Source organism: Chryseobacterium antibioticum, assembly GCF_012927325.1.
GTDB classification, from domain to species: Bacteria; Bacteroidota; Bacteroidia; order Flavobacteriales; family Weeksellaceae; genus Chryseobacterium; species Chryseobacterium antibioticum.
In genome coordinates this window covers 68,248-91,035 of record NZ_JABBGI010000014.1, presented here as the reverse complement: position 1 = coordinate 91,035, position 22,788 = coordinate 68,248, and the positions used below count along the sequence as shown (strand labels likewise).

At 35.6% G+C, this 22,788-nt stretch carries 21 protein-coding genes; 12 read left to right on the top strand and 9 right to left on the bottom strand.

Going from position 1 to position 22,788, the window contains the following annotated elements:
- The first annotated feature begins 386 nt into the window (after window positions 1-386).
- From HHL23_RS12390 to HHL23_RS12380, 3 genes are read left to right on the top strand one after another with little or no spacing between them, the layout of a single operon-like run.
- On the top strand, window positions 387-824 hold the full coding sequence (locus HHL23_RS12390; protein WP_169235118.1) for a DUF6526 family protein: 438 nt from the start codon (window positions 387-389) through the stop codon (window positions 822-824).
- 21 nt (window positions 825-845) lie between these two features.
- Window positions 846-1,013 (top strand): phosphatidate cytidylyltransferase, encoded by a 168-nt coding sequence (locus tag HHL23_RS12385; protein ID WP_169235117.1) that lies wholly within the window; start codon window positions 846-848, stop codon window positions 1,011-1,013.
- A 9-nt stretch (window positions 1,014-1,022) separates the two neighbouring features.
- A complete protein-coding gene (locus tag HHL23_RS12380; RefSeq protein WP_169235116.1) occupies window positions 1,023-2,129 on the top strand; it encodes a DNA topoisomerase IB in 1,107 nt (368 codons plus the stop codon).
- Between the two features lie 287 nt (window positions 2,130-2,416).
- Here HHL23_RS12380 and HHL23_RS12370 read toward each other — a convergent pair whose 3' ends face one another.
- On the bottom strand, window positions 2,417-2,923 hold the full coding sequence (locus HHL23_RS12370) for a hypothetical protein (RefSeq protein WP_169235115.1): 507 nt from the start codon (window positions 2,921-2,923) through the stop codon (window positions 2,417-2,419).
- Between the two features lie 142 nt (window positions 2,924-3,065).
- Here HHL23_RS12370 and pruA point away from each other — a divergent pair, with 142 nt between their 5' ends.
- From pruA to HHL23_RS12355, 3 genes are all read left to right on the top strand, one after another.
- Window positions 3,066-4,691 carry an L-glutamate gamma-semialdehyde dehydrogenase gene (gene pruA, locus HHL23_RS12365; protein WP_169235114.1) on the top strand — a complete coding sequence of 542 codons (1,626 nt, stop codon included), beginning with the start codon at window positions 3,066-3,068 and terminating at the stop codon, window positions 4,689-4,691.
- Window positions 4,692-5,006: 315 nt separating this feature from the next.
- The gene (locus HHL23_RS12360; RefSeq protein ID WP_169235113.1) at window positions 5,007-5,216 is read left to right on the top strand and encodes a cytochrome C551; all 210 of its coding nucleotides are present in this window, start codon (window positions 5,007-5,009) and stop codon (window positions 5,214-5,216) included.
- Window positions 5,217-5,383: 167 nt separating this feature from the next.
- Window positions 5,384-5,593, top strand: coding sequence for a hypothetical protein (locus tag HHL23_RS12355; RefSeq protein ID WP_169235112.1), 210 nt, complete (start codon window positions 5,384-5,386; stop codon window positions 5,591-5,593).
- Window positions 5,594-6,220: 627 nt separating this feature from the next.
- Here HHL23_RS12355 and HHL23_RS12350 read toward each other — a convergent pair.
- Window positions 6,221-7,846, bottom strand: a complete 1,626-nt coding sequence (locus HHL23_RS12350) for a helix-turn-helix domain-containing protein (protein ID WP_169235111.1) — start codon at window positions 7,844-7,846, stop codon at window positions 6,221-6,223.
- A 287-nt stretch (window positions 7,847-8,133) separates the two neighbouring features.
- Here HHL23_RS12350 and HHL23_RS12345 point away from each other — a divergent pair, with 287 nt between their 5' ends.
- Window positions 8,134-9,294, top strand: a complete 1,161-nt coding sequence (locus HHL23_RS12345) for a thioredoxin family protein (protein ID WP_169235110.1) — start codon at window positions 8,134-8,136, stop codon at window positions 9,292-9,294.
- A 50-nt stretch (window positions 9,295-9,344) separates the two neighbouring features.
- Here HHL23_RS12345 and HHL23_RS12340 read toward each other — a convergent pair whose 3' ends face one another.
- The 6 genes from HHL23_RS12340 to HHL23_RS12310 form a co-directional block, all read right to left on the bottom strand.
- On the bottom strand, window positions 9,345-10,028 hold the full coding sequence (locus HHL23_RS12340; RefSeq protein ID WP_169235109.1) for a hypothetical protein: 684 nt from the start codon (window positions 10,026-10,028) through the stop codon (window positions 9,345-9,347).
- A 271-nt stretch (window positions 10,029-10,299) separates the two neighbouring features.
- Window positions 10,300-11,049: a hypothetical protein gene (locus HHL23_RS12335; RefSeq protein ID WP_169235108.1), complete on the bottom strand. Its 750-nt coding sequence runs from the start codon at window positions 11,047-11,049 to the stop codon at window positions 10,300-10,302.
- Window positions 11,050-11,439: 390 nt separating this feature from the next.
- The gene (locus HHL23_RS12325; RefSeq protein ID WP_169235107.1) at window positions 11,440-12,189 is read right to left on the bottom strand and encodes a hypothetical protein; all 750 of its coding nucleotides are present in this window, start codon (window positions 12,187-12,189) and stop codon (window positions 11,440-11,442) included.
- A gap of 243 nt (window positions 12,190-12,432) precedes the next feature.
- Window positions 12,433-13,911 (bottom strand): tetratricopeptide repeat protein, encoded by a 1,479-nt coding sequence (locus HHL23_RS12320; protein ID WP_169235106.1) that lies wholly within the window; start codon window positions 13,909-13,911, stop codon window positions 12,433-12,435.
- Between the two features lie 316 nt (window positions 13,912-14,227).
- Complete coding sequence (locus HHL23_RS12315; RefSeq protein WP_169235105.1) at window positions 14,228-15,748, bottom strand: tetratricopeptide repeat protein; 1,521 nt, start codon at window positions 15,746-15,748, stop codon at window positions 14,228-14,230.
- Between the two features lie 223 nt (window positions 15,749-15,971).
- Window positions 15,972-16,994, bottom strand: coding sequence for a 3-oxoacyl-ACP synthase III family protein (locus HHL23_RS12310; protein WP_169235104.1), 1,023 nt, complete (start codon window positions 16,992-16,994; stop codon window positions 15,972-15,974).
- A gap of 73 nt (window positions 16,995-17,067) precedes the next feature.
- On the opposite strand from HHL23_RS12310, the gene HHL23_RS12305 reads away from it, so the two are divergent.
- The 4 genes from HHL23_RS12305 to HHL23_RS12290 all read left to right on the top strand — a co-directional run bounded on the left by HHL23_RS12305 (window position 17,068) and on the right by HHL23_RS12290 (window position 21,732).
- A complete protein-coding gene (locus HHL23_RS12305) occupies window positions 17,068-17,967 on the top strand; it encodes a magnesium transporter CorA family protein (RefSeq protein WP_169235103.1) in 900 nt (299 codons plus the stop codon).
- 155 nt (window positions 17,968-18,122) lie between these two features.
- On the top strand, window positions 18,123-19,709 hold the full coding sequence (locus HHL23_RS12300; RefSeq protein WP_169235102.1) for a patatin-like phospholipase family protein: 1,587 nt from the start codon (window positions 18,123-18,125) through the stop codon (window positions 19,707-19,709).
- Between the two features lie 34 nt (window positions 19,710-19,743).
- Window positions 19,744-21,213, top strand: coding sequence for an FAD-binding oxidoreductase (locus HHL23_RS12295; protein ID WP_169235101.1), 1,470 nt, complete (start codon window positions 19,744-19,746; stop codon window positions 21,211-21,213).
- Between the two features lie 12 nt (window positions 21,214-21,225).
- Window positions 21,226-21,732, top strand: a complete 507-nt coding sequence (locus HHL23_RS12290) for a DUF2199 domain-containing protein (protein WP_169235100.1) — start codon at window positions 21,226-21,228, stop codon at window positions 21,730-21,732.
- 11 nt (window positions 21,733-21,743) lie between these two features.
- Here the strand turns inward: HHL23_RS12290 and HHL23_RS12285 are convergent, their stop codons facing one another.
- Window positions 21,744-22,274, bottom strand: a complete 531-nt coding sequence (locus tag HHL23_RS12285) for an NAD(P)H-dependent oxidoreductase (RefSeq protein ID WP_169235099.1) — start codon at window positions 22,272-22,274, stop codon at window positions 21,744-21,746.
- A gap of 93 nt (window positions 22,275-22,367) precedes the next feature.
- On the opposite strand from HHL23_RS12285, the gene HHL23_RS12280 reads away from it, so the two are divergent.
- Window positions 22,368-22,760: a winged helix-turn-helix transcriptional regulator gene (locus HHL23_RS12280; RefSeq protein ID WP_169235098.1), complete on the top strand. Its 393-nt coding sequence runs from the start codon at window positions 22,368-22,370 to the stop codon at window positions 22,758-22,760.
- The last annotated feature ends 28 nt before the right edge of the window (window positions 22,761-22,788 follow it).

The window sequence follows — 22,788 nt, the reverse complement described above, 5'->3', positions numbered from 1 at the left end:
AAGAAAATCAAGATTTTCAGCAAAAAGCAATGCTAAAAACCACCTAAAACGCAGTCAATTTTATCGGAGATAAAATCCCTTGCCTCTTAGATAAAGAAAAACTTGCGCCTTTGCGTGCATCCAACCATTTATCACTAACATTTATCTTATGCAGATTTGAATATTTTCAAACACCAGTAATAAAATTTAGAGCACAAATGATCACTATCTAAAATTGTTTCGTAGTATGTCATTAAAGTGAATAATCCTGTTCAATAAACATTTATGCATTTTACGCTTCATCAAAAATAATCTACAACATTCACTATAATACACATTTACATACTACAAAAACACAATTATTATTAAACATAAGCTTTGGAAAGATTATTGCTACTATTCATCGTATGAGCAAGCAAAATTATAAAAATCACAGGAAATTTTATCCTCCCCATCATTTCATTTATCTTCCGCTATTGATTGTGCTGGAAATTTATGGAATCTGTAAAATCTGGGGCGACCCTGAAAACCATCTGATCTGGACTTTATTTTCGGTCGTGATATTTTTGCTTTTCTACCTTGCTTTTATGACGAGGCAACACTATGCGCTTGGACTTCAAAACCGAATGATAAGACTGGAATTTAAGCAGCGGTATTTTGAAATTTTCGGACAGAGATCTGATGAAATTACAGAGCAGCTCAGATTTGACCAGATCGCAGCATTGAGATTTGCCTATGATGATGAGTTCAGGGAACTTCTGAACAGAGCAATCAAAGAAAACATCTCAGGAGACGAGATCAAACGTACTATTAAGAACTGGAAAGCCGATAACCAGAGAGTCTAATAACATCAAAACATTCATATCATGAAAAAGTTGACTTTATGCAGCATAACCATATTCACCTTGTTAACACTGACAAGTTGTGAAGCAATAGAAACTATTTTTAAGGCTGGAATGTGGTGGGGAATTATTCTAGTCGTTGCAATTGTAGTAATCCTTTTTCTGATCTTTTCGCGGGGTAAAAACTCTTAACCATTTTCTATGGAGAAGAATACAGATCTAGAAATCATTTCCCATCTCAAGCCTTCAAAAATTGTCAAGATCATGAAGGATCCCGAAGCCTCCGCAAAGGCGGTACATCTTGTATATACCACCGATGCGGAAACGGCCGGGATTACCCGCAAGAAAACAGGAAAGAAGTATTCTTATTACAAAGACGGCGTAAAGCTTAAAGATAAAGAGGAGATCAACAGGATCAACAAACTGGTCATCCCTCCTGCCTGGGAAAATGTGTGGATATGCGCTTTGGACAATGGCCATCTTCAGGCCACAGGTTTTGATGTGAAAAGCAGAAAACAATACCGCTATCATCCTTTATGGAGCGCATTAAGAAATCATACGAAATTTTACAGAATGCTTCAGTTCGGGTATGCACTGCCTGATATCCGTCTTCATGTGGAACAAGATCTTGCAATACGGAATTTTGAGAAGCGAAAAATATTGGCCTTAATTGTCAGTTTAATGCAGCGTACTAATATCCGTATTGGTAATAATGCGTATGAAAAGTTATATGGTTCTTTTGGTCTTACGACTTTAAAGGATAAACATGTAAAAATTAACGGGCAAAAGATCTCTTTTTCATTTAAAGGAAAAAAAGGCATTATGCACCATATCAATCTTAAAAGCAGACGTCTTTCCAGGCTCGTGCAGAAATGTAAGGATATTCCGGGCAAAGAGCTTTTCCAGTATTTTGATGATGAAGGAAACCGCCATTCGGTAGACTCCGGAATGGTGAATGAGTATATTAAAGAAATAAGCGGGGAAGATTTCACAGCCAAAGATTTCAGAACCTGGTCCGGAACTGTGAGTGCATTGATCGCTTTTAAGGAAATAGGATACGCTGAAAATGATTCGCAATATAAAAAGAAAGTGAAAGAAGCCCTGGAAATCGTTGCCGGGCATCTTGGAAATACCAGCACAGTCTGCAGAAAGTATTATGTTCATCCGCTGGTCATCAACCTGTACGAAAATAATACCATTAAAAAATACCTCGATGAGCTGGAAAAAATCGAAGAAAATGATGGAAAAGCCAGCCTTACACAGGAGGAAAAGCTTGTGTTGAAGATTCTGGAAAACGAGAAAATGTAAGATGGACGGAAGATGGGATCATGAAGATAGAAGGTATTGAACTCTCCCTATAAATTTTTCAGCTTTGATACATTTGTAGTGCCTTTCAAGATTCATTTAAAACGGCATACAGAACAATTTTGACAATCAGTCCTTCCCGCATCCATCTTCCAGCTTCTTTCTTTACACCGAAACCCTATTCTTCAAAAACTGCGTTCTATAATCTTTAGGCGTAATTCCTGCAATTTTCTTGAAAAGCTGCGTAAAGTGTGATGCGGTGGTTGTGAAATGATGGCCAACAGAACAGATTAAAAGCCAGGAAGAGTTATTGGCGGAACGTCTTCAATAGCTTTCATCTCTATAATCTGTTTGGTTTCATTCAGTGAAATGTCAAGATCTCTCCATAAAAAATCAGATAATTTTGCAACACATTTTTGATAGGGTGAGGTAATTTTAAAGGGATGATATCTGACAGGAGTACTTATAGGTTCTTCCATTTTTTTCATGATCTGGTAGGTTCCTTTTATGAGGCTTTTACAGTTTTTCTGATTGATACTGATCTGAAATTTTTTGGCATCAACGAAATATAAAACATCAGGTTTTACTTTGTCTTTATCGAATGAAAGTTTTGTCTGGTCGTAATTTTTAAGATCAAAATACCATGTAGATCCTTTCAATGCATCATTTAAAAGTTCTTCTTCAGTAAATGAATGTTCAATTTGTTTTTCTAAAGGAACCTTTGGAGGGATTTTCTTTTTATGCTGTGCAAGTGCAGCCTGAGAAAAGTACAAAAGTATGAATACTGTTTTCTTCATTTCTAAAGTTTTAAGAACAAATCTAATATATAACAATTTATGTTAAATAATAAGATGAGTATTTGCAGGAATTGTTCCTTTCAAAATGAAAACGTAAATTTGTATACCAACATATTTATAATTTAAAATAATACAACATAATATGTCAAAAGCAATTTCGCAAGTACCATTTGCAGTAAACGAACCGGTAAATTCTTATGTACCGGGATCTCCAGAAGTTAAAAGCCTTATCGCCACTTACAAAAAGATGTGGGCTGAGAAGATAGAAATTCCAATGTTCATCAACGGAAAGGAAGTGAAAACTGACGAAAAGGTTCAGCTTCAGTCTCCTCAGGATCATGCTCATGATTTCGGATTTTACTATAAAGGTACCATGCAGCATGTAGATGACGCCATCAACGCGGCATTAGCAGCTAAAAAAGAATGGAACGAGCTAGGCTGGGAACACCGTGCAGCTATTTTCTTAAAGGCGGCTGATCTTTTGGCTGGACCTTACAGAGACGTGATCAATGCGGCAACGATGATCGGACAGTCTAAAAATGTTCACCAGGCTGAGATAGATGCTGCGTGTGAATTTATCGATTTCTTAAGATTCAACGTAGAGTTCATGACTGAAATGTATTCTGAGCAACCGGTTTCCGACAGCGGAATCTGGAACCGTGTAGAGTACAGACCATTGGAAGGATTCTGTTTTGCAGTAACTCCGTTCAACTTTACAGCAATTTCCGGGAACTTACCTACCTGCATGGCCATGCTAGGAAACGTAGTGGTTTGGAAGCCTTCTGACAAGCAGGTTTATTCTGCAAAAGTGATCATGGATGTATTAATCGAGGCTGGTCTTCCTGCCGGTGTCATCAACATGGTGTTCACAGACGGAAAAGAAACGGCTGAGAAAGTATTGGCACACCCTGATTTTGCAGGTCTTCATTTCACAGGTTCTACGAAAGTATTCCAGGGAATGTGGAAAATGATCGGTGATAATATCCATAACTACAGAACTTACCCGAGAATTGTTGGGGAAACTGGAGGAAAAGATTTCGTGATTGCTCACCCTTCTTCTAATGTAGAGGCAGTAGCTACTGCTTTGGTAAGAGGTTCTTTTGAATACCAGGGACAGAAATGTTCTGCAGCTTCAAGAGCTTACGTTCCTAAATCTCTTTGGGCTGATGTGAAGAAAGTAATGGAAACTCAGATCAATTCTATTAAAGTAGGTTCTCCTGAAGATCCATCTAACTTCGTGAATGCAGTAATCGATAAAAACTCTTTCGACAAATGTAAAGGATATATCGACAGAGCAACAGCTTCCGGTGAAGCTGAAATCGCTATCGGTGGAAAAGTTGACGATTCTAAAGGATGGTTTGTACACCCTACTGTTATTGAAACGACCAATCCTCATTACGAAAGTATGGTAGAAGAGATCTTCGGGCCTATCTTATCTGTTTATGTATATGAAGATCAGGACTGGAAAGAAACTTTAAAATTAGTTGATTCTACATCTCCATATTCATTGACTGGTTCTGTATTCGCACAAGACCGTTATGCCATCAATGAAGCTTTCAAAGCTTTAGAAAATGCTTCAGGAAACTTCTACATCAACGACAAACCAACGGGTGCCGTTGTTGGACAGCAGCCTTTTGGTGGTGGTAGAGCTTCAGGAACAAACGATAAAGCTGGTTCTAAAATGAACTTACTAAGATGGACCTCTGTAAGAAGTGTAAAAGAAACGTTTGTTTCTCCAAAAGACTACAAATACCCATATCTGGGATAAGAATTATACGTTATGAATTGTACATTATAAAATGATAATTAATCAGTAATGAGCAATGAATAATCACAAGGCCCTGGAATTTTAATTCCGGGGCCTTTTTTATAAATGATAAGTGATCAATGATAAAGCAATGAATAATGATGACCATTATTTCAAACTTTGGAATACAACTCCCTAATCCTTAATTCCTGCAACTTATTACCTATTCTGCTACCTCTAACACCTTTTAACAAACTTTACCTATGTTTTAATACTTGTGACTACTGGTTAGGAATGGTTATTGAACTTTAACTGATAACACTAAAATAAAATATTATGAAAAAGTTATTGTTAGCAGCCTTTGGTTTAGGAATAGTCGTTGTGAGCTGTGGGACTAAAGAATCTTCGATGTCATCGGGTAATACGGATTCTACTGCAGCTGTTAATACCAAAACTGTAGCACCGGCTGCAACAGATTCAGCAAAGATGGCCGTACCGGACAGTGTCCGAGTTGATTCCGTGGCTGCCACACGTCCGGCTAAATAGATACAAACAGATTTTAATCTAAACATGGAAAATCCGTAGATGAAAGCTCTGCGGATTTTTTTATGATCAAATTAAAAATGAATTCATATCAGACAACATCATATAATGACATAAAAATAGTATTATTTTTATATATTTGACAGTATTAAACATCAAAATCAACTATTATGAAAAAATTATGGATAGGAGCTATTCTGGGAGTTTTATTTTTAGGAAGCTGTGCACAGAATAAGGAAAAAAGAGAAGAATTCAAAGATGAGCACAATAAAGATTCCCTGAGAAATAAGATGGGAGATTCTGCTGTTGCCAATTCTGAACCGGCTCCGGCTTCTCATGATACATCAAAAGTAAAAACCGACAGTCTGAAGACTAAATAAAATAAAATAACAAATCCGCAGTTACGCTGCGGATTTGCACTTAAAAAAACTTGACTGAAAAAAACCGGGCAATCAACCCCGATTGTATTATAAAGTCTTTATCTCATGGGAGTATTCTCCCAGGTAAATAAAAGTATTTACGACCAGATAGGCAGACCTGTTATCCATTGTTACTAACATACCAGCAATCCGGACACTGAGTAAATATAAGCCTTGGGGGCAATACCCCCCTCAGCTGTAGATTCGTCGTTTCTTTTCGCGACGATGTCCAGGCTCGTAATAAGCATCAGTGTATTAATTCCAATCTACGCAAAGGCAACATTAGATAATACGGATGCCAACACGACCGTTAAGTTGTCTTCATCTGTTTAATTTACTAGTTTAAAATTTTCATGGTTGGTGTAAAATAATTGGCAGGTATTTTAAACCGTCTAGTAATTTAGTCTTTAGATTTGATCGCTGCTCTGCTTATCCGGAATAAAAGATTAAAAAATGAGTGACAAACTGCAGTATGTCTATTCCGGTAAAGCTGGCGCAAAGATATAGATGTGAATGCCTTACGTAAAACAATAGGTTATCCGTTTTCATGAAAATGAAAAGACAGAATTCATAAAAACAGCCATTGTCTTAATTGTTTTCAGGAAAATGAACATTTTTATCTGTCTGATTTTCAGCATCCAGATATTTGATATACGCTGAAGGAGAAAAGTCTGTCACGGCTTTAAAGACCGAAGCAAATTTACTGTGTGAAGAAAAGCCACATTCGTCTGCGAGGATGCTGATCTTGTACTGTCTGTACTTTTCGTTATTGATCAGTTTATCAATGATATAATTGATTCTTAGACGATTGACATATGTTTTAACATCAGCACATTTATGCTGATTGATCACGTAAGAAAGGTATTTCGTATTGGTATTAAGTTCTGCAGCCAGAAACGATAACGACATATTTTTGTTGTTATAGAGGTCTCCTTTTTCAAATTCCTCAAGAAGTTCCAGCAGTTTTAGCTCTGTTTCGGACGTCATCAGGGATTCATTTCGCTTTTTATCGGCTCCTCCTATTCTATCGTCCACTTCTTCCACAGAAATGTTTGAAAAATCAGAGTTTTCTGTTTTTAAAGGGGAAGATTCACTGCGGGAACTAATCATTTGCAGCTGAGTCCTTATAATATTCCTGAATTTTGAACGCTGTTTCTTCTGTTTTACTTTAAAGAAAACAACAAGCCCAATGAGGGAAATCAGCAATACAATAATAGCTGCGTTTTTTACAATACTGATCTGCGTACTTTTTTTATTAGGCTTCACTAAATTTTCCGGGGCAATTACTGCAAATTCACGGTTCCGGGCTGTAAGGCTGTCGTAAGCTCTTACATATTTTGTGGCATAAAGGGAGGCATTAACATTATCCCCCGTCCCTTCATAATAATCATTGATATTGGAATATACTGCTTTTTTGAGTTTAAGACTTTTGGAACTGTCTGCTATGTTTTCAGCTTTTTTCAGATAGATTTCAGCGTCTGCCCAATTTTTCTGTTTCAGACGGATTCCGCCCAGCCCATTATAAACAAGCCCCAGAATACAACATTTCTCGTTAAGCAAAGATTCTGCCTTCCGGTAATATTTTTCAGAAGCAGGATAATCTCTGAGCTTAAAGTATACCTCTCCAAGGATCTGATAGGATGCAGCTACCGCTCTATCATTATCCCGCACATTATCTTTTCCAAAAGAGTTCAGTGATAATTCTATATACTTCACAGCATGAGTATAACTCCCCTGCTCCATTTCGTAATATGCCATTTCCTGATTCAAAAGTCCCAGTGCTTCTCCTCTTTTCTGAGAATCACGAATTAGTTTTGCCGTTTTTATCCCTTGTAAAATGTACTTTTTTGATCTTTCATGAAGGCCTACCAGCCTGTATTCTTTAGCTAAAAATCCGTTGACATGTGAGAACCACTCTGCATCATCAATCTGACTTAATAAAGAATGGGCATTTTCAGCATAACATATAGATTTCTTGAATTCTCCAGCGGAATGGTAAAGATTAGCGGAAAGTAAAAGGCTTTTGACTTTATCTAAAGGCTTTTGTGCAGCCATATATAAAGAATCCGCTGTTTTCAGAGCCTTTGGGATATCTTTTTGAGCTATCTGAATGGATGTTCTTTCACAAATCTGGTCATAGCCATATTTTTTCTGAGCCCAGATGGGGGCAGCAGTAAAGAACAAAAACAAAAGTTTGAGCAGACTTCTAGACATAAAAAAATAAATTATTATTTTGATTTTATAATAATTCATCATTTTCATGGGGTGTCTTTTTGTTTTTACAAAGCTACTAATATTTTATTTTTTATTAAAATATTCTTCTATTATTTAATTTTTTTAACTAAAAACCAGATTATCATTTATTTTAATAACACCTTATTAACAATTATCACCTTAAATAGAATTATTACATATAATAAACAGGTTTAAGTAAATATTTTCAACATATATCCAATCTCATGTTAACATAATTATTACATTTGTAATCAATAAAAAGTTTTATGAAAAAATTAGCACTATTTTCTTCTTTATTTATAGGAGTTCTGGCATTTGCACAGGGAATTAAATTTGAAGACAGCAATTTCGCAACAATCCTGGCGAAAGCAAAAAAAGAGAATAAACTTGTATTTGTAGATGCTTATGCATCATGGTGCGGACCTTGTAAACTGATGGTGAAAAATATTTTCCCTCTTCAGACTGTTGGAGATTTTTACAATTCCCATTTCGTGAATGCTAAAATAGATATGGAAAAAGGAGAAGGAATCGGGCTTGCCAAGAAATATAACGTAAAAGCATTTCCTACGTACCTTTTTATCAATGGTGATGGTGAGGAGGTACACAGAACACTGGGATATGTAGAGGAAAAAGATTTTATCCAGTTTGCTAAGGATGCTGAAGATCCCAATAAGAGACTTACTGCATTAAAGCAGAAATTTGAGAAGGGAGAAAAAGATCCTGAATTCTTAAAAAATCTTGCAGGTCTTACCATTTATAACGATTCTGAATTTGCAGGAAAAGTATTAGACCGTTATTTCCAGCAGAAAACGACTCTTGATCAGGAAGATGTACAAATGCTTCTTTCGGGAACACAGAGTACTGAAAGCCCTTTATACAAGATATTTCAGACCAAAAAAGCGGATATCATCAAAATTTTTCCAGAAGATAAATACACCAGATTCGATACAAGTATAAAACTGAATACGGTTCTTAAAAAGTCTTACAATGCAGATACAAAATCCTGGAATGACAGCTATTTTTTGACAGAGTCTCAAAAGTTTATGACGAAAGAGGAATCTGAAAAGGTCTTAAAAAGAGCAAAAGCAAACAGAGCTTTAAAGAACAAGGATATCCCTACTTATGAGAAGTTAACGATAGAATTATATAAGGACTATTCTGCTATCGGTTCTGAGGAATTAAACTCCTTAGCATGGAATTTCTTTGAAAACGTAAGCACCAAAACTTCCCTAGAAAAAGCGATAGCATGGGCTCAGGAATCTGTAAAAAAAGATGAAAACTATGCCAATACAGATACTTTAGCTAATCTTTACAACAAGATCGGAGACAAAAAGAATGCTAAAATATGGGTTGAAAAATCTATAGAACTGGCAAAAAAAGAAGGCCAGGATTACTCAGATACTGAGAAACTATTGAAAAACCTTTAAATAATAAAGTATAAAAATGAAATCCGCAGAGCAAAGCTCTGCGGATTTTTTTAGTTATTGTAAACAAGTACCTGCATCTTGGTAAGCATTGCTTCTGTATCTCCATTATAGCCAGAATAGCCAGAAGGAACGTAATTAACAGTCTGATCACCAAACCATGAAGAATATTGTACCTTGAAGGTATAGGTTCCCGCAGTAAGCGTGACTGCTTTCAGAAATGTTACCGGAATCGGAAGCCTTACTAATTGAGTTCCACTTACCATTGACGTATAGGCAGAAGATATTTTAACACCATTCTGTAATAAATAGAAAGCTCCTTGTGAATCAGAACTAGTTAGACTAGGTGCATATCCCAAAATATTAAACAAAAAAGTTTGGGTCATTCCTGCTGGAACCGTCAATGTAATGGTAACTCCCGGCACATCTGCAACCGTACCTTGAGTAATCGTTAGTGCTGTTGTTCCCTGTACATAATTTGCAGAAGAGATAGTCCCACTTGACGTATTAAGAGTCTTCCAGGTTGGTGCCACTCCAGCTCCGTTAGAGGTAAGAATTTGTCCTGTCGTGCCTGCATTTCCTGCAGTAGAGGCATTGCCACCAACGTTGATTTCATTAACCACCTGTAGGGAACCATTAACATGTAGGTTTTTTTGTGGAGTTGGTGTACCAACACCTACTTGAGCACCGCAAATAAAGGGAAAGAACAAAATCCCAGATAATAAATTAATTTTCATTTTGTTGAATTTTAAAGTTAATATATTTTTAATCAAATAATTACATCACTTTTTTCAATATAAATTTAATAAAAAGCAATGAATAAAACTGAATTAAAATTTATTTACAGTCCAATATCCCCTACTACTTTATCAGAAAAATAAGTTTAATTGGCGAAAAGCATATAAGATAGACAGGCTTTTTCATACTTTCTGAAATTGAAAACGACACCGGTGAAAAAAATTCAGGGTGCCGTTTTTTATACTAATCATCTATGCATTATTTAAAATACTATTGTGTTAAATAAGTGATTGTTAAATAATTCACATTTTCTCTTTTATAATTAATCAATTCAGTGTTTATCGGCCATGCGGTTGGATCCATATATCGTGTTCCTACAGCAATCTGTTCACCTGCATTAAGATAGATTATCCCTGCAACCTGAATACAATCAGGAATACTAGAACCTGTACTTTGGTTGAGTCTTTGTGTCAAAAAGGCAAAACTTGCATTTCCATTCTGGAAATTTGTTTCATTGGCCACAGAGACTCCCAGACGCATAGGAGCAGTACCCGCTGCGATATTATTGGCATTCCTAACCAATAATCCTACTTCAATTTTAAAAAAACCTGTTTCACTCACTGTAAAAATACCTGTTGCCACATTAAAAGAACCTGCATCAGCCTCATACTTAACACTATTAAAGAGTACCCTACGGATTTCGCTTCCTAAATCGGCTGTCGTATAAGCGGTTCCGGCATCTGTTGAAGGTGTAAATGCACAGAGCAATCGGAATATTACCGCATCAGCAGGAACAGATACCACATCTTTATTAGCATTTAACAGGAGCTTTCTGTAAGCAGGAGTAATTGCAGAAGACTGCACCTGAATTTCACCTTCTATCTTCAATGCAGAAGCCTGAGCCAGAACTCCTGTGTTATTGATATGAAGTTTGGCCTGAGGCGTCGCTGTATTAATTCCTACTTGAGCATAGGCACATAAGGGAAATAGAAAAATCCCAAGTAATATATTTTTTTTCATTGTATTTGGTTTTATAAATTAACCATAGCAAAGTTAGTAAATTTGAAAACCAATTCAAACTTTTATTTAATTTTTTTTAACAAAAGCGTTATTTTGTTATTAAAATAAAAAAAATAATGCAGTTTTATTCACTGATAATTGAAAAAAAAAAAAAAAACAACTAACATTTAGACAATGTAACTTTTCACGTAAATCCGCTTCTGAATGCTGAAAGCGACCTTTCTTTTGCTCTTTCCTTCGTCAAAGCGATAGGAATAGAAGCAGCAACTTCATTTGCATACTTCTGAATATTATTCTCTTTCATCCTTTCTGAAATTGAAAACGACACCACTGAAAATAAATTTTCAGGGTGTCGTTTTTATGCCAATACTCTATGTATTATTTAAAATATTATTGTGTTAAATAAGTGATTGTTAAATAATTCACATTTTCTCTTTTATAATTAATCAGTTCAGTGTTTATCGGCCATGCAGTTGGATTCATATATCTTGTTCCTACAGCAATCTGTTCACCTGCATTGAGATAAATGATCCCAGATACCTGAATACATTCAGGAATACTGGCAGCTGTACTTTGGTTGAGTCTTTGTGTCAAAAAAGCAAAACTTGCATTTCCATTCTGGAAATTTGTTTCATTGGCCACAGAGACTCCCAGACGCATAGCAGCAGTACCTGCAGCGATATTATTTGCATTTCTTACCAATAGTCCTACTTCAATTTTAAAAAAACCGGTTGAATTCACTGTAAAAATACCTGTTGCCGTATTAAAGGAGCCTGTAACAGCCTCATATCTAACATTATTAAAGAGTACCCGGCGGATTTCGCTTCCTAAATCGGCTGTCATATAAGCGGTTCCGGCATCTGTTGAAGCTGTAAATACAGAGAGTAACTTAAATGCTACCGCATCTGCAGGAGCAGATACCACATCTTTATTCGCATTTAATAAGAGCTTTCTGTAAGCAGGGGTAACCGCATCAGACTGTATCTGAATCTCACCTTCTATCTTCAATGCAGAAGCCTGAGCGAGAGCTCCAGTGTTATTGATATGGAGTTTAGCCTGAGGAGCAACAGTATTAATTCCTACTTGGGAAAATGCGGAAACAGAAAATACTACCGCTAATAGATTAAAATTTTTTTTCATCATTTTTTTTTTAAAATTATACGGATAGGTTTCAAAATCTATCACAAAGTTTCATTGAAAATTTTACCTGGTATAGAAGAAGATTCGTGGGATTTAAAATCATTCTTTTTCATCATTTATGTAATGGTTTTGATCTCGGTAACAAAGGAAGACAAAAAGTCTGGCCGATCACAGAAACCAGATATCACATAGATATCACACGTCATAAACCACTGAAAATCAAGTAAAAATATTATTTAGAAATTAACCTAAATTGTTCATCCATAAATAAATATCCTCCTCTGAAGAAATTCCGATTTTTTTCCGAAGACGATTTTTTCGTATCTGAACAGCGCGTGTTGTGACAAAAGTATATTCGGAAATATCTTTTGTAGAAAAATTAAGTTTCAGCAGCGCGCAAAATTTAAGGGTGTCATTATTAATGTCAGGATATATATAGATAAGTGCACTGCAGAATTCAGGATAGTATTCTCTGAAGAGCGTTACAAATTCAGGATTGTTTTCTTTGGCAAGTCTTATAACTTCATCGAATCCTTCATTAATTTTAAATTTCAGATGATCTGTTTCTTTCTCTTTTTCTATTATTTTTTCTCTTTCATCCTGTATTCTACTTTCTAAAGATTTTTCTTTTCTTTTATTTATCCTGATCAGTACATATACAAATACTGCTGCAAAAACCAATATTAATAAGATGATATAATATAATCTGAATTCCTTGTCTTTATATTCCTGCTCTTTATCTTTTATATATTGCTGGATTGGAAATTCTGCTTCCACATCTTGTGTTTTTGAAAGACTGTCATACAATTGAGTGTATTTTTTTAAATAAATATTTGAAGATCTTTCATCCTTTAAGCTATCCGAAATTCGATGTAATAGCCAATAGCTATCTCGTATTTCAAAAGGTAATTTCAGTACTTTCGCAAACTTCAAGCTCTTATCGTAGAAAACTTTCGCTTCTTTAAAATTCTTTTTTTGTTCATAAAATTCGCCCCAATTCCTACTTAAGCTATAGTCCTCAAAAACTGATTTCCCAGGTGTTGATTCTGATATTTTACTAGCGTATTTCAGATAGTATTCTGTAGAATCCAAGTTTTTTTTATAGTGCATATAGTGATAGGCAAGCGTATTGCTGTTAAATATATCTTTTACTTCATTAAAATTAATTTTACTATAATAAAAAGCCGAATCCGGTTTTTCTCGAATTTCATAAATAGAAATAATATTACTGTATGCGAAAAGCCGCAATCCTTTCCTATTTCTACCCGAAATATAGTTGGTTAATGCTAAAGATTTTTTGAAATATTCTAACGCCTGTGTGTATAGTCCCAATAAATAATAATTATAACCATATTCCGAATAAATGTTAGATTCCATTTCCCTGTCATCAAGCTTTTTATTTTCTTTTTCAGCAAGTTGAAGCAATGATAGACTTTCTTTATACTTTCCCATTCTACAGAAAATATTCCCCAGATTACAATATCCTTTTATGACCCCTCTAATGTAATCTGCTTTTTTGCATTCTTCAATTAATTTTTGGTTTATGGTGATCACTTTTTCAAAATTCCCGTCATCCGCTAGTTTGGGGGATAAATCCCAAAGTTTTTGATCCAGTGATTTTGGGTTAAAATTTTCATGTTGCAGAGCTGAGGCATACATAGGGAAAGAAATGACCAAGCTAAAAAATATTTTTTTTTTAATTGAAGTTTTTAATTTTTTCATTTGTGTTCAGAAACGCTTTATATTAAATAGCAATCCCAGCAAAAAATGCTGTTTAATTATTCTCATTTTTACTATAACTATTTTGATATGATTTTTTGTGAGATATCAGTATCACATCAATTTGATGCACAAATAAAACAAGTAAGGTAGAAGATTCAAAAAAAACAACTATCACACAGCTAACACAATAAAAACACATCACTAATATTCAATGCATTACGTTTTTAATTAATGATTCATAGCTCACTGTTTTATTGAAAACTTATCCTAAGAAAGAGATAGATTTACCAGAAGCCAGTGATGAGATTGTTTTCAATTATAGCTGACTTATCCAAACATAGATGTTTTCTTCTGATGAAATGTTTAATTTTTTTCGAAGTCTGTTTTTGCGAATCTGAACAGCACGAGGGGTAACAAAAGTATATTCGGAAATATCTTTTGTTGAAAAATTTAATTTTAATAAAGCACAGAACTTTAATGTTTCAGAATTAATGTCCGGGTATATTTTTAATAAAGCCTGATAAAAGTCTGGATAAACTTCTATAAAGCGAGTGAGAAATTCAGGATTATTTTTTTTTGCCAGATAGACCACTTCTTCAAAACCGTCCTTAACTTTATCTTTAAGTTGGCGGGTTTCAATTTCTCTTTCCATAATTACCTCATCCTTTTCTTCTATCGTATTTTTAAAAAGAGTTTCTTTGTTTTTATTTCTTTTGATAAAAGCTAATAACAACAAAGTAAATATAATAGTTACCAATCCAATAAGATATTTCAGTCTATCCTCCTTAAGGCTATAAGCTTCTTCACTATCTTTTATATATTGCTGTATGGGGAAATCCATTTGTTTTTTCTGACTTCTGGAAAGGCTGTCAGACAAAATTGTATACTTTCGCAGGTAGGCTGCTGCTGATTTTTCATCATTCTGTAATTCAGCAATATTGCAAAGAAACCAATATGAATCCCGTGTAAGTTTTGGCAGATGTGTTTCCTTTCCTATTTGCAGAGCCTTATGATAATAATAGGCAGAGGAGTCATAGTCTTTTTTTTGCTCATGCAACTCTCCAAAAAACCGATACAGTGTATACCGCTCAAATGGTGAAGACTTTTTTCTTTTAATTTCATTCCCGGCATACTGTAAATAATACTCAGAAGAATCTATATCTTTTTTATAATATAAATAACAATAGGCTAAAACACTGCTATTATAAGCATTATTTAATTCATGAAAAGCCTTTTTACTGTAATAAAATGCAGAATCCATTTTCTCACTATTTTCATAAATATACATCATATGGCTATAGGTAAATGCCCTTACTTTTCCCCGTTTATGCTTATCATCAATAGTCTCAGACATGACAAGAGCCTTCTTAAGATAGTGTAATGATCTATTCTGGAAATCTAAGGATGAATATATAAAGCCTTTTGTACTGTATATCACAGATTCCATTCCTTTATCGGAATTTTCCTTATTTTCTTTTTCTGCTAATCTTACAAAAGAAAAACTCTCCTGGTATTTTCCTAACTTGGATAATATAATTGCTATATTACAATATCCTCGCACTATTCCCTCACTATATTCTATTTTTTGAGAATGTTTTATTAATTTTTGATTAAGGGTTAAAGCCTCTTTATATTTTCCGGAAGCATTCAAATCATCTGAATGAATCCATAACCCATCACTTATTTGTTTAATATCAGTAGCCGTAGCTTGAGCAAAAAACAAAGCAGGACAAAAAGAAAACAAAAGAGTAAAAGCTAATGTTTTATTAAAAGATTCGTAAACTTTCAGTAGAGTTTTTATCTTGATAAAAAGAGAAGATGATAAAAATGTCCCCATTCAATATTTTAATCATGTTAGAGTTCTCGACAAAGTAACATAAAAATATCATCATTATTAAAACATTTACCTCTACCTAAATTTTTTCATGTAGGCAAAAAAAATTGATGCAGTGACCTAAATTTGCCTAATTTCAACACCGCATTCAACAAAAAAAGGAAGCAGCAGCTTCCTTTTATAATCAATTGGAGAAGTCATTAAAACTTCTATGTTGTTATTGTATTTAGTATTCAAACAATACACTTCCCCATGTAAATCCGCTTCCAAAAGCTGAAAGAAGTACCAAATCTCCTCTTTTGATCTTTCCTTCTTCAATAGCTTCGCTTAAAGCGATAGGAATAGAAGCGGCAGTTGTATTTCCGTATTTCTGAATATTATTATGGATCTTTTCATCCGGAAGTCCGAATTTCTGTTGTACAAACTGGGCAATTCTAAGATTCGCCTGGTGAGGAATGAACATATCCAGATCTTCGATGGTTTTTCCAGCTTTATCTAAAGCTTCCTGCATGGTTTCCGGAAACCTTGTTACTGCATGCTTGAACACAAAATTTCCGTTCATGATTGGATAAACTTCTTTATCGGTTACATTTTCAGGTTCTTTTCTCATTCTGTCACTCCATCCGAATTTGGAACCCGGGAATTGTGTGCATAATTCATCTGCATATTTACCTTCAGAATGCATATTTACCGCCAGAATATCTCCCGCATTTTCATCTTCCGTTGCTGAAAGTATGATGGCTCCTGCCCCATCTCCAAAGATCACAGAAACGCCTCTTCCTTCATCAGAAAAATCAAGTCCGAAAGAATGAACCTCCGCTCCTACCACAAGAATATTTTTATAGGTTCCCGATTTGATAAAAGCATTGGCCACACTCACCGCATATACAAATCCTGAGCATTGATTTCTTACATCCAAAGCTCCAATAGTATCACAACCCAGCATATCCTGAAGCAAAACACCACATCCCGGGAAATAATAATCCGGAGAAAGTGTTGCGAAAACAATATAATCTATATCTTGAGCGGTCAGTCCGGCTTTTTCAAGAGTTTTTTCAGAGGCTTTAAATGCCAGATAAGCCGTGGTTTCCTGAGAATCATTTCTATTTTGTCTGTGTCTTCTTTCTTTGATGCCTGTTCTTTCCGTAATCCACTCGTCATTGGTCGCCATCAGTTTAGCTAAATCATCATTCGTAACAACATTATCTGGAACATAAAATCCGATCCCTTTTATTGTACTTTTAATCATATAGTTTTTTTAATTTTGGCAAAGATAAAATTATTTAATCCATAGTTTTTCAAAATATTAGTATTTTTATTATATGCCAATCGACACGATATACAGAGACTCCCAATGTGAATGGGTAGATGTAGAGGCTCCCACTGCGGAGGACCTGAAATTTCTTCACGAAAGATATGAGATCAACAACCTTCTTCTGGAAGATACCATGGATCCAAACCACCTTCCGAAATACGAAGAGGATGGCAATGTAAAATTCTTTCTTCTCCGTGAAAGTACGGAGCTGGAAAGAAAAAACCTCAACACCATAAGCGATATCAGCACAAAAATCGGAATTTTTCTGCTGGACAATACCATCATCACCATCCACAGGATGAAAACGAAAAGTATTTTGGAGACAAAAAAACAGATTTCTGCCATGCAGACCGAAGTTTCCTCTTCAAAAATTGCTTTAGTGATTGCCCTCCTGATCATGAAAAGTTTCGATGATGAATCATTAAGCCTTCTGGAAACAATGGATAATATTGAAAACGAAATTTTTCTTAAAAATACCAACCATACGAACCAGATCAGAAGACTGTATAAGCTGAAAAGAAAATCAGGGCTGAATTCCCGGGTACTGACTATTTCGACGGATGCCGTAGATAAATTTAAATTATTGGATCTTCAGGATTCCGAGATCGTGGATTTAAAAGACAAACACAAAGATGTTGTAGCAGATTTTGATCATTTAAACATCCAGATTACCAACCTTATTTCAATGTTTCTTGCACTCTCAGATCAGAAAGCCAATCAGGTCATGAAAGTTCTTGCGATTTACTCGGTATATTTCTTACCAATTACTTTTATTGCGGGTCTTTACGGAATGAATTTCGACAATATGCCCGAACTGCATCATAAATATGGATATTTTATAACGTTAGGTTTCATGGCTTTGGTGGTGATCTGCACATTTATTTATGCAAGGCGTAAACAATGGTAATTGTACAGCAAAAAAGGGGAAAACACTTAAGCTGCTGTAAGGATTTGTTACTAACTTTAAATCGCATTTGAGATTGCCTCACCTTACGGTTCGCAATGACGGATGATAAATACAATCTTTGCGTTTAGCCAACATCACCAAACATCAAACTCATCATGAAAACCGAAATTCTAAACAAAATTCTTGAGGAACACGTACTCTCCAGAGAATCTAAAGACAAGCTTACGGCTCTCCATGAGAATATTTCCTCCAGGGAATTTTCTGATCTGCTGGATACGCAGGGAAACCAGTATGTAGAATTTGTTCAGGAAGGAGGCGGTGTCTGGGGAAGCGCTCTGGTTGGCTATCTTTATGGTCTGGAGGTATTCGGGGTTCGGTTTCTGAAAGTGGCAGGAACGAGTGCCGGAGCCATCAATACAATGCTTATTGCTGCCTGCAAAACTAAAGAGGAAGCCAAAAGCGAGGTAATCAAGGATATCCTTTTCAGCTGGAACTTTGCCGATTTCATGGACGGAAAGACCTATGTAAAAACCACGATTCATGCGATTCTGAACAATAAGGATTTCTTTAAGATCAATACCATTATTTTGGCAGTTATTATGGTGATTCTGGTAATCATTCCCTTTGCATCCAGACCGGAAACTACACTGAATGCAAAACTCCTATTCCTGATTCCTTTAATTCCGGTGATCATCACTTTTTTCTGTATCAAAAAGTTTTACAATGATTTCAGAAAACAGAACAGCGGCTTCAATCCGGGGAATGCTTTTTTAGATGCCATGCAAAGCGTTCTGGATGGTTTCGGGATCAAAACGGTGGCTCAGCTAAATGAAAAATTCATTCAGAAAGAATATGATCTCAATCTCAATTACCGTTACGGAAATACACAGGAATATTATACGATCGCTTTAAAAAGTATTGAAGCCATCAAAGATAAAAACCTTGAACATATTGATCAGACACGTTATAGAATTTTCTACGAAAGTGCGGTGAATAATGATTATTACAAAAACAATCCGTTTTACCAGCTTCGTTCAGAGTATATCGTCATTACAACGGATATCAATGCTAAAATCAAAGTAGAGCTTCCTACAATGGCTAATTTATATTGGTCTGAAGAAGAGTTGAAGCACGTCAGCCCAGCCGAATTTGTGAGAGCTTCCATGTCTGTTCCTTTCTTTTTTGAACCGTTCCGGAAAATGATTGACAGGGATGACAGTTCCGTGAAATATGCTTGGAAATTCTGGATGAACACAAAGCCTGAGGACCTCTACCCTTCCGGACTTTTCATTGACGGCGGAAGTATTTCCAACTTCCCCATCGATATTTTTCATGCCAGCGATGTATTTTATCCGAGAATGCCACTTTTCGGGGTACAGCTTACCAGCGATTCTGATCTTCTGTCTGAAAAAGGAAAAACCAGCGAAGAAATTCTTAAAACGCCATTTTCTTATGCTGGAAACATTATCAGCACGTTAAAAGGTTTTAATGATAAGTCATTTTTAACAAAGCATAGCTTTTACCGTCTTTACAGCATTCAATCCGTTAATTGCGGCACAAGCAGTTGGCTAAATTTTTTTATGAAAAGAGAAGAAAAAGAGGATCTTTTCAACAGAGGCTTTCAGGCTGCTCTTGACTTTCTTAATCAGTTCGACTGGGAAAAATATAAATATGAAAGGATGATGCTTTCAATGAAAGAGAAAAAGATCCTGAAGGAAGCGGATACACCGACTGTGGGATAAGGAATTTTGAGTATTTTAGAGTTTTAATATTTTAATGAAGAAAAGATATTTTTTTGCCATCGGAATTCTAATGCTCCTTATATTCATTTCTATTCCGGTCATTCATGTCCTTAAAACAAAATGGAGTGAGTCTGATCATAAAACAGAAATTCCAAAAGGTTATACGGATGATGCCAGTCAATTGAATTTAACAAAAATAGATACTTTAATAAAAGTTCCGTCATCGAAAACGGAGATTGAAAATCAGCTGCGCCAGATCCTGAAATATGCCAGAGAAAAAAAGTTAAAGATTTCCATTGCCGGAGCACAGCACAGCATGGGTGGACACACCATTTACCCCAATGGAATTCTCCTCAATATGCTCCCTTACAAACACATGGAGCTGGATTCTGAAAATAATATCCTGACCATTGGTTCGGGAGCTCTTTGGGAAGACGCTATAAAATATCTTGACAAAAAAGGAAAATCAATTGCAGTGATGCAAGCATTCAGTTCATTCTCCGTAGGCGGTTCCATAAGTGTGAACGGTCACGGATGGCAGAAAAACCTTCCTCCGGTAGCTTCAACTGTTGTTTCATTTACTTTAATGAATCACAACGGTGAAATTATGAATTGCAGCAGGGAAGAAAATCCTGAACTTTTTAAGCTGGTGATTGGAGGCTACGGTCTGTTCGGAATTATTTTGGATGTCAAGTTAAAAGTGGTTGACAATACTGCGTTGAAATACCGATATGTCCGTTTAAGCTCGGATCACTATACTGATTATTATAAGAAATTTATTTCCGATCATCCTGAAGTCAATCTGGTTTTCGGGAGACTAAAGATCTCGGACAAACATTTTCTGGAAGAGGCCACCATTAATTATTTTGAAAAGGCAAATGAAAAACCGCTTCCACTATCTGTTCAAAATGCAAAAAATGCAGAAACAAAACGTCTCGTTTTCCGAAGTACCGTCAACAGTGAATACGGAAAAAGGCTTCGCTGGGATCTGGAAACAGGAATGAACAAAGTGACTAAAAATGCTGTTTATTCCAGAAATGAACTGCTCAATGACCACGTTTCTCTGATTGAAAATAAAGACCCAAATTCTACGGACCTGCTACAGGAATATTTTATCCCTGAAAGAAATTTTAATCAATTTATTAAAGATATGAAGCCCGTTCTGAAAAGTTCAGGACTGGATCTTCTCAATATAACCATCCGGGCCGTTAATAAAGATGAAGATAGTTACATGAATTATGCGAGGGAAAATGTATTTGGATTTGTTTTATTATTTAACCAAAAGAAAACAGTGAAACAGGAAAACGCAATGAAAATCCTGACTAACCAACTCGTTGATATTACTCTTAAAAATGAAGGAACATTTTATCTGCCTTACCGTCTGCATATCGATAGGGTAAAGATGAAAAAAGTATATCCTCAAACTGATTCTTTTTTCGTTCTGAAAAGAACATACGATCCATTGGAAATTTTTGACAATAAATTTTACCAGCATTATAAATAAATATGAGTTACTATGAAATACATCTGTAAATGTTGTGGAGAAGAAAAAGAAGACTGGCCAGCCATAGTCTACAATGCTCCGATTTTTTACTCCGATTTAACTGAAGAAGAACTTGAAAATGCAGAACTGACATCAGATCTGTGCGTCATTGAGGATCAAGAACAGACGCACCGATTTATCCGTACTGTAATGGTTCAGGAAGTGGCAGACAGCTGTCAGGATCTGGAATATGGAGTCTGGGTTTCATTAAGCGAAAAAAGTTTTAATGAATATGTAGAGAACTATGATAATATAGAGTTCGAAGCAGGATATTTCGGTTGGCTATCCAATTACCTTCCGGATTATGATTTTGAGGAAAGTATTCCTGTTAATGTGATTGTCAACAATAAGATGGGAAGACCTTTTATTTATCCGCATGAAGATTTTAAGCATCCTTTTGTTCAAGATTTTTATAATGGAATTTCTCTTGAGGAGGCTGAAAGAAGAATTGATATTGTTTTGGGTAGGAATAAAAACTAAATGAATCAAAATCACAAATTATCCAAAAATTCCAGATACATGGACACACTTCTTTCAACCCATTCTTTGGAGGAATCGTTTTCTATCCCGTAGTAAACAAAAGGGTCTTTATAGTCTGCTTTGATGTAGTCAAAAGTCAGTTCATAAGGACGGAAAAGCTCGTTCATGGTATATTTGTATTTTCCTGCTGCGCTGTAGCCTTCTTTATCAATTCCAGCGGTGACAGCCAATGTCATCTTCTTTCCTCCTGCTTTGTAACCGCTTTTACTTCCGTAGGCCCAACCATAAAGAAGCACCTCATCAAACCATTTCTTCAAAAGCGGCGGACTGCTGAACCAGTAGAACGGAAACTGGAAGACTATCCTGTCATAAGACTCTATCAACTCCTGCTCTTTTGCAACGTCTATCTTTTCATCCGGATAGGCTTGGTATAAAGAATGAACCGTGTATTTTTCGGGAGCTTTTTTTAATTCTTCGATCCATCTTTTATTGATCACCGATTTTTCAATATCGGGGTGAATAACTATGATTAATGTTTTCATTTTTCGTTTACATTTCTTCAGCAAAAATAATATACGTAACTTACATTTCAGACATTAGTATCCAATTGTATGGTACTATAAAAAATGTAAGTAATGACTAAAATAAAAGAAACATCGACCAATTTTGCCAATAAAAAAGCGCTTTCCGACGAATGTCCGGAGATCTACGCTTCCAATACAATTGGCGGACAATGGGCACTCGCCATCTGCTGTTACCTCATCAATGGAAAACTGAGATTTGGAGAGCTCAGAAAAAAGCTGAACAACATCACAGAACGGATGCTCACCCTCCAACTCCGCAGGCTGGAAGAAGACCGGATCATCACCAGAACTGTCTATGCTGAAGTTCCACCGCGTGTGGAATATGAACTGACAGAGATTGGCTATAAGCTAAAGCCCATCATTCTGGAATTTGAAAAGTGGGGAAAAGAGCATAAGGAGATTATGCGTGATAAGGAGATTGTTTCTGAACCACAGAAGGTATAAAAGAGCTCAATTTAAATTTTGGCTAAAG

Bases quoted from the DNA above. Each gene is read 5' to 3' on its own strand.
- HHL23_RS12350 (WP_169235111.1), bottom strand. From the start codon at position 7,846: ATGTCTAGAAGTCTGCTCAAACTTTTGTTTTTGTTCTTTACTGCTGCC.
- HHL23_RS12310 (WP_169235104.1), bottom strand. From the start codon at position 16,994: ATGATTAAAAGTACAATAAAAGGGATCGGATTTTATGTTCCAGATAAT.
- pruA (WP_169235114.1), top strand. From the start codon at position 3,066: ATGTCAAAAGCAATTTCGCAAGTACCATTTGCAGTAAACGAACCGGTA.
- HHL23_RS12370 (WP_169235115.1), bottom strand. From the start codon at position 2,923: ATGAAGAAAACAGTATTCATACTTTTGTACTTTTCTCAGGCTGCACTT.
- HHL23_RS12320 (WP_169235106.1), bottom strand. From the start codon at position 13,911: ATGAAAAAATTAAAAACTTCAATTAAAAAAAAAATATTTTTTAGCTTG.
- HHL23_RS12385 (WP_169235117.1), top strand. From the start codon at position 846: ATGAAAAAGTTGACTTTATGCAGCATAACCATATTCACCTTGTTAACA.
- HHL23_RS12335 (WP_169235108.1), bottom strand. From the start codon at position 11,049: ATGAAAAAAAATATATTACTTGGGATTTTTCTATTTCCCTTATGTGCC.
- HHL23_RS12300 (WP_169235102.1), top strand. From the start codon at position 18,123: ATGAAAACCGAAATTCTAAACAAAATTCTTGAGGAACACGTACTCTCC.
- HHL23_RS12280 (WP_169235098.1), top strand. From the start codon at position 22,368: ATGACTAAAATAAAAGAAACATCGACCAATTTTGCCAATAAAAAAGCG.
- HHL23_RS12390 (WP_169235118.1), top strand. From the start codon at position 387: ATGAGCAAGCAAAATTATAAAAATCACAGGAAATTTTATCCTCCCCAT.
- HHL23_RS12295 (WP_169235101.1), top strand. From the start codon at position 19,744: ATGAAGAAAAGATATTTTTTTGCCATCGGAATTCTAATGCTCCTTATA.
- HHL23_RS12285 (WP_169235099.1), bottom strand. From the start codon at position 22,274: ATGAAAACATTAATCATAGTTATTCACCCCGATATTGAAAAATCGGTG.
- HHL23_RS12305 (WP_169235103.1), top strand. From the start codon at position 17,068: ATGCCAATCGACACGATATACAGAGACTCCCAATGTGAATGGGTAGAT.
- HHL23_RS12380 (WP_169235116.1), top strand. From the start codon at position 1,023: ATGGAGAAGAATACAGATCTAGAAATCATTTCCCATCTCAAGCCTTCA.
- HHL23_RS12315 (WP_169235105.1), bottom strand. From the start codon at position 15,748: ATGGGGACATTTTTATCATCTTCTCTTTTTATCAAGATAAAAACTCTA.
- HHL23_RS12290 (WP_169235100.1), top strand. From the start codon at position 21,226: ATGAAATACATCTGTAAATGTTGTGGAGAAGAAAAAGAAGACTGGCCA.
- HHL23_RS12345 (WP_169235110.1), top strand. From the start codon at position 8,134: ATGAAAAAATTAGCACTATTTTCTTCTTTATTTATAGGAGTTCTGGCA.
- HHL23_RS12360 (WP_169235113.1), top strand. From the start codon at position 5,007: ATGAAAAAGTTATTGTTAGCAGCCTTTGGTTTAGGAATAGTCGTTGTG.
- HHL23_RS12355 (WP_169235112.1), top strand. From the start codon at position 5,384: ATGAAAAAATTATGGATAGGAGCTATTCTGGGAGTTTTATTTTTAGGA.
- HHL23_RS12325 (WP_169235107.1), bottom strand. From the start codon at position 12,189: ATGAAAAAAAATTTTAATCTATTAGCGGTAGTATTTTCTGTTTCCGCA.
- HHL23_RS12340 (WP_169235109.1), bottom strand. From the start codon at position 10,028: ATGAAAATTAATTTATTATCTGGGATTTTGTTCTTTCCCTTTATTTGC.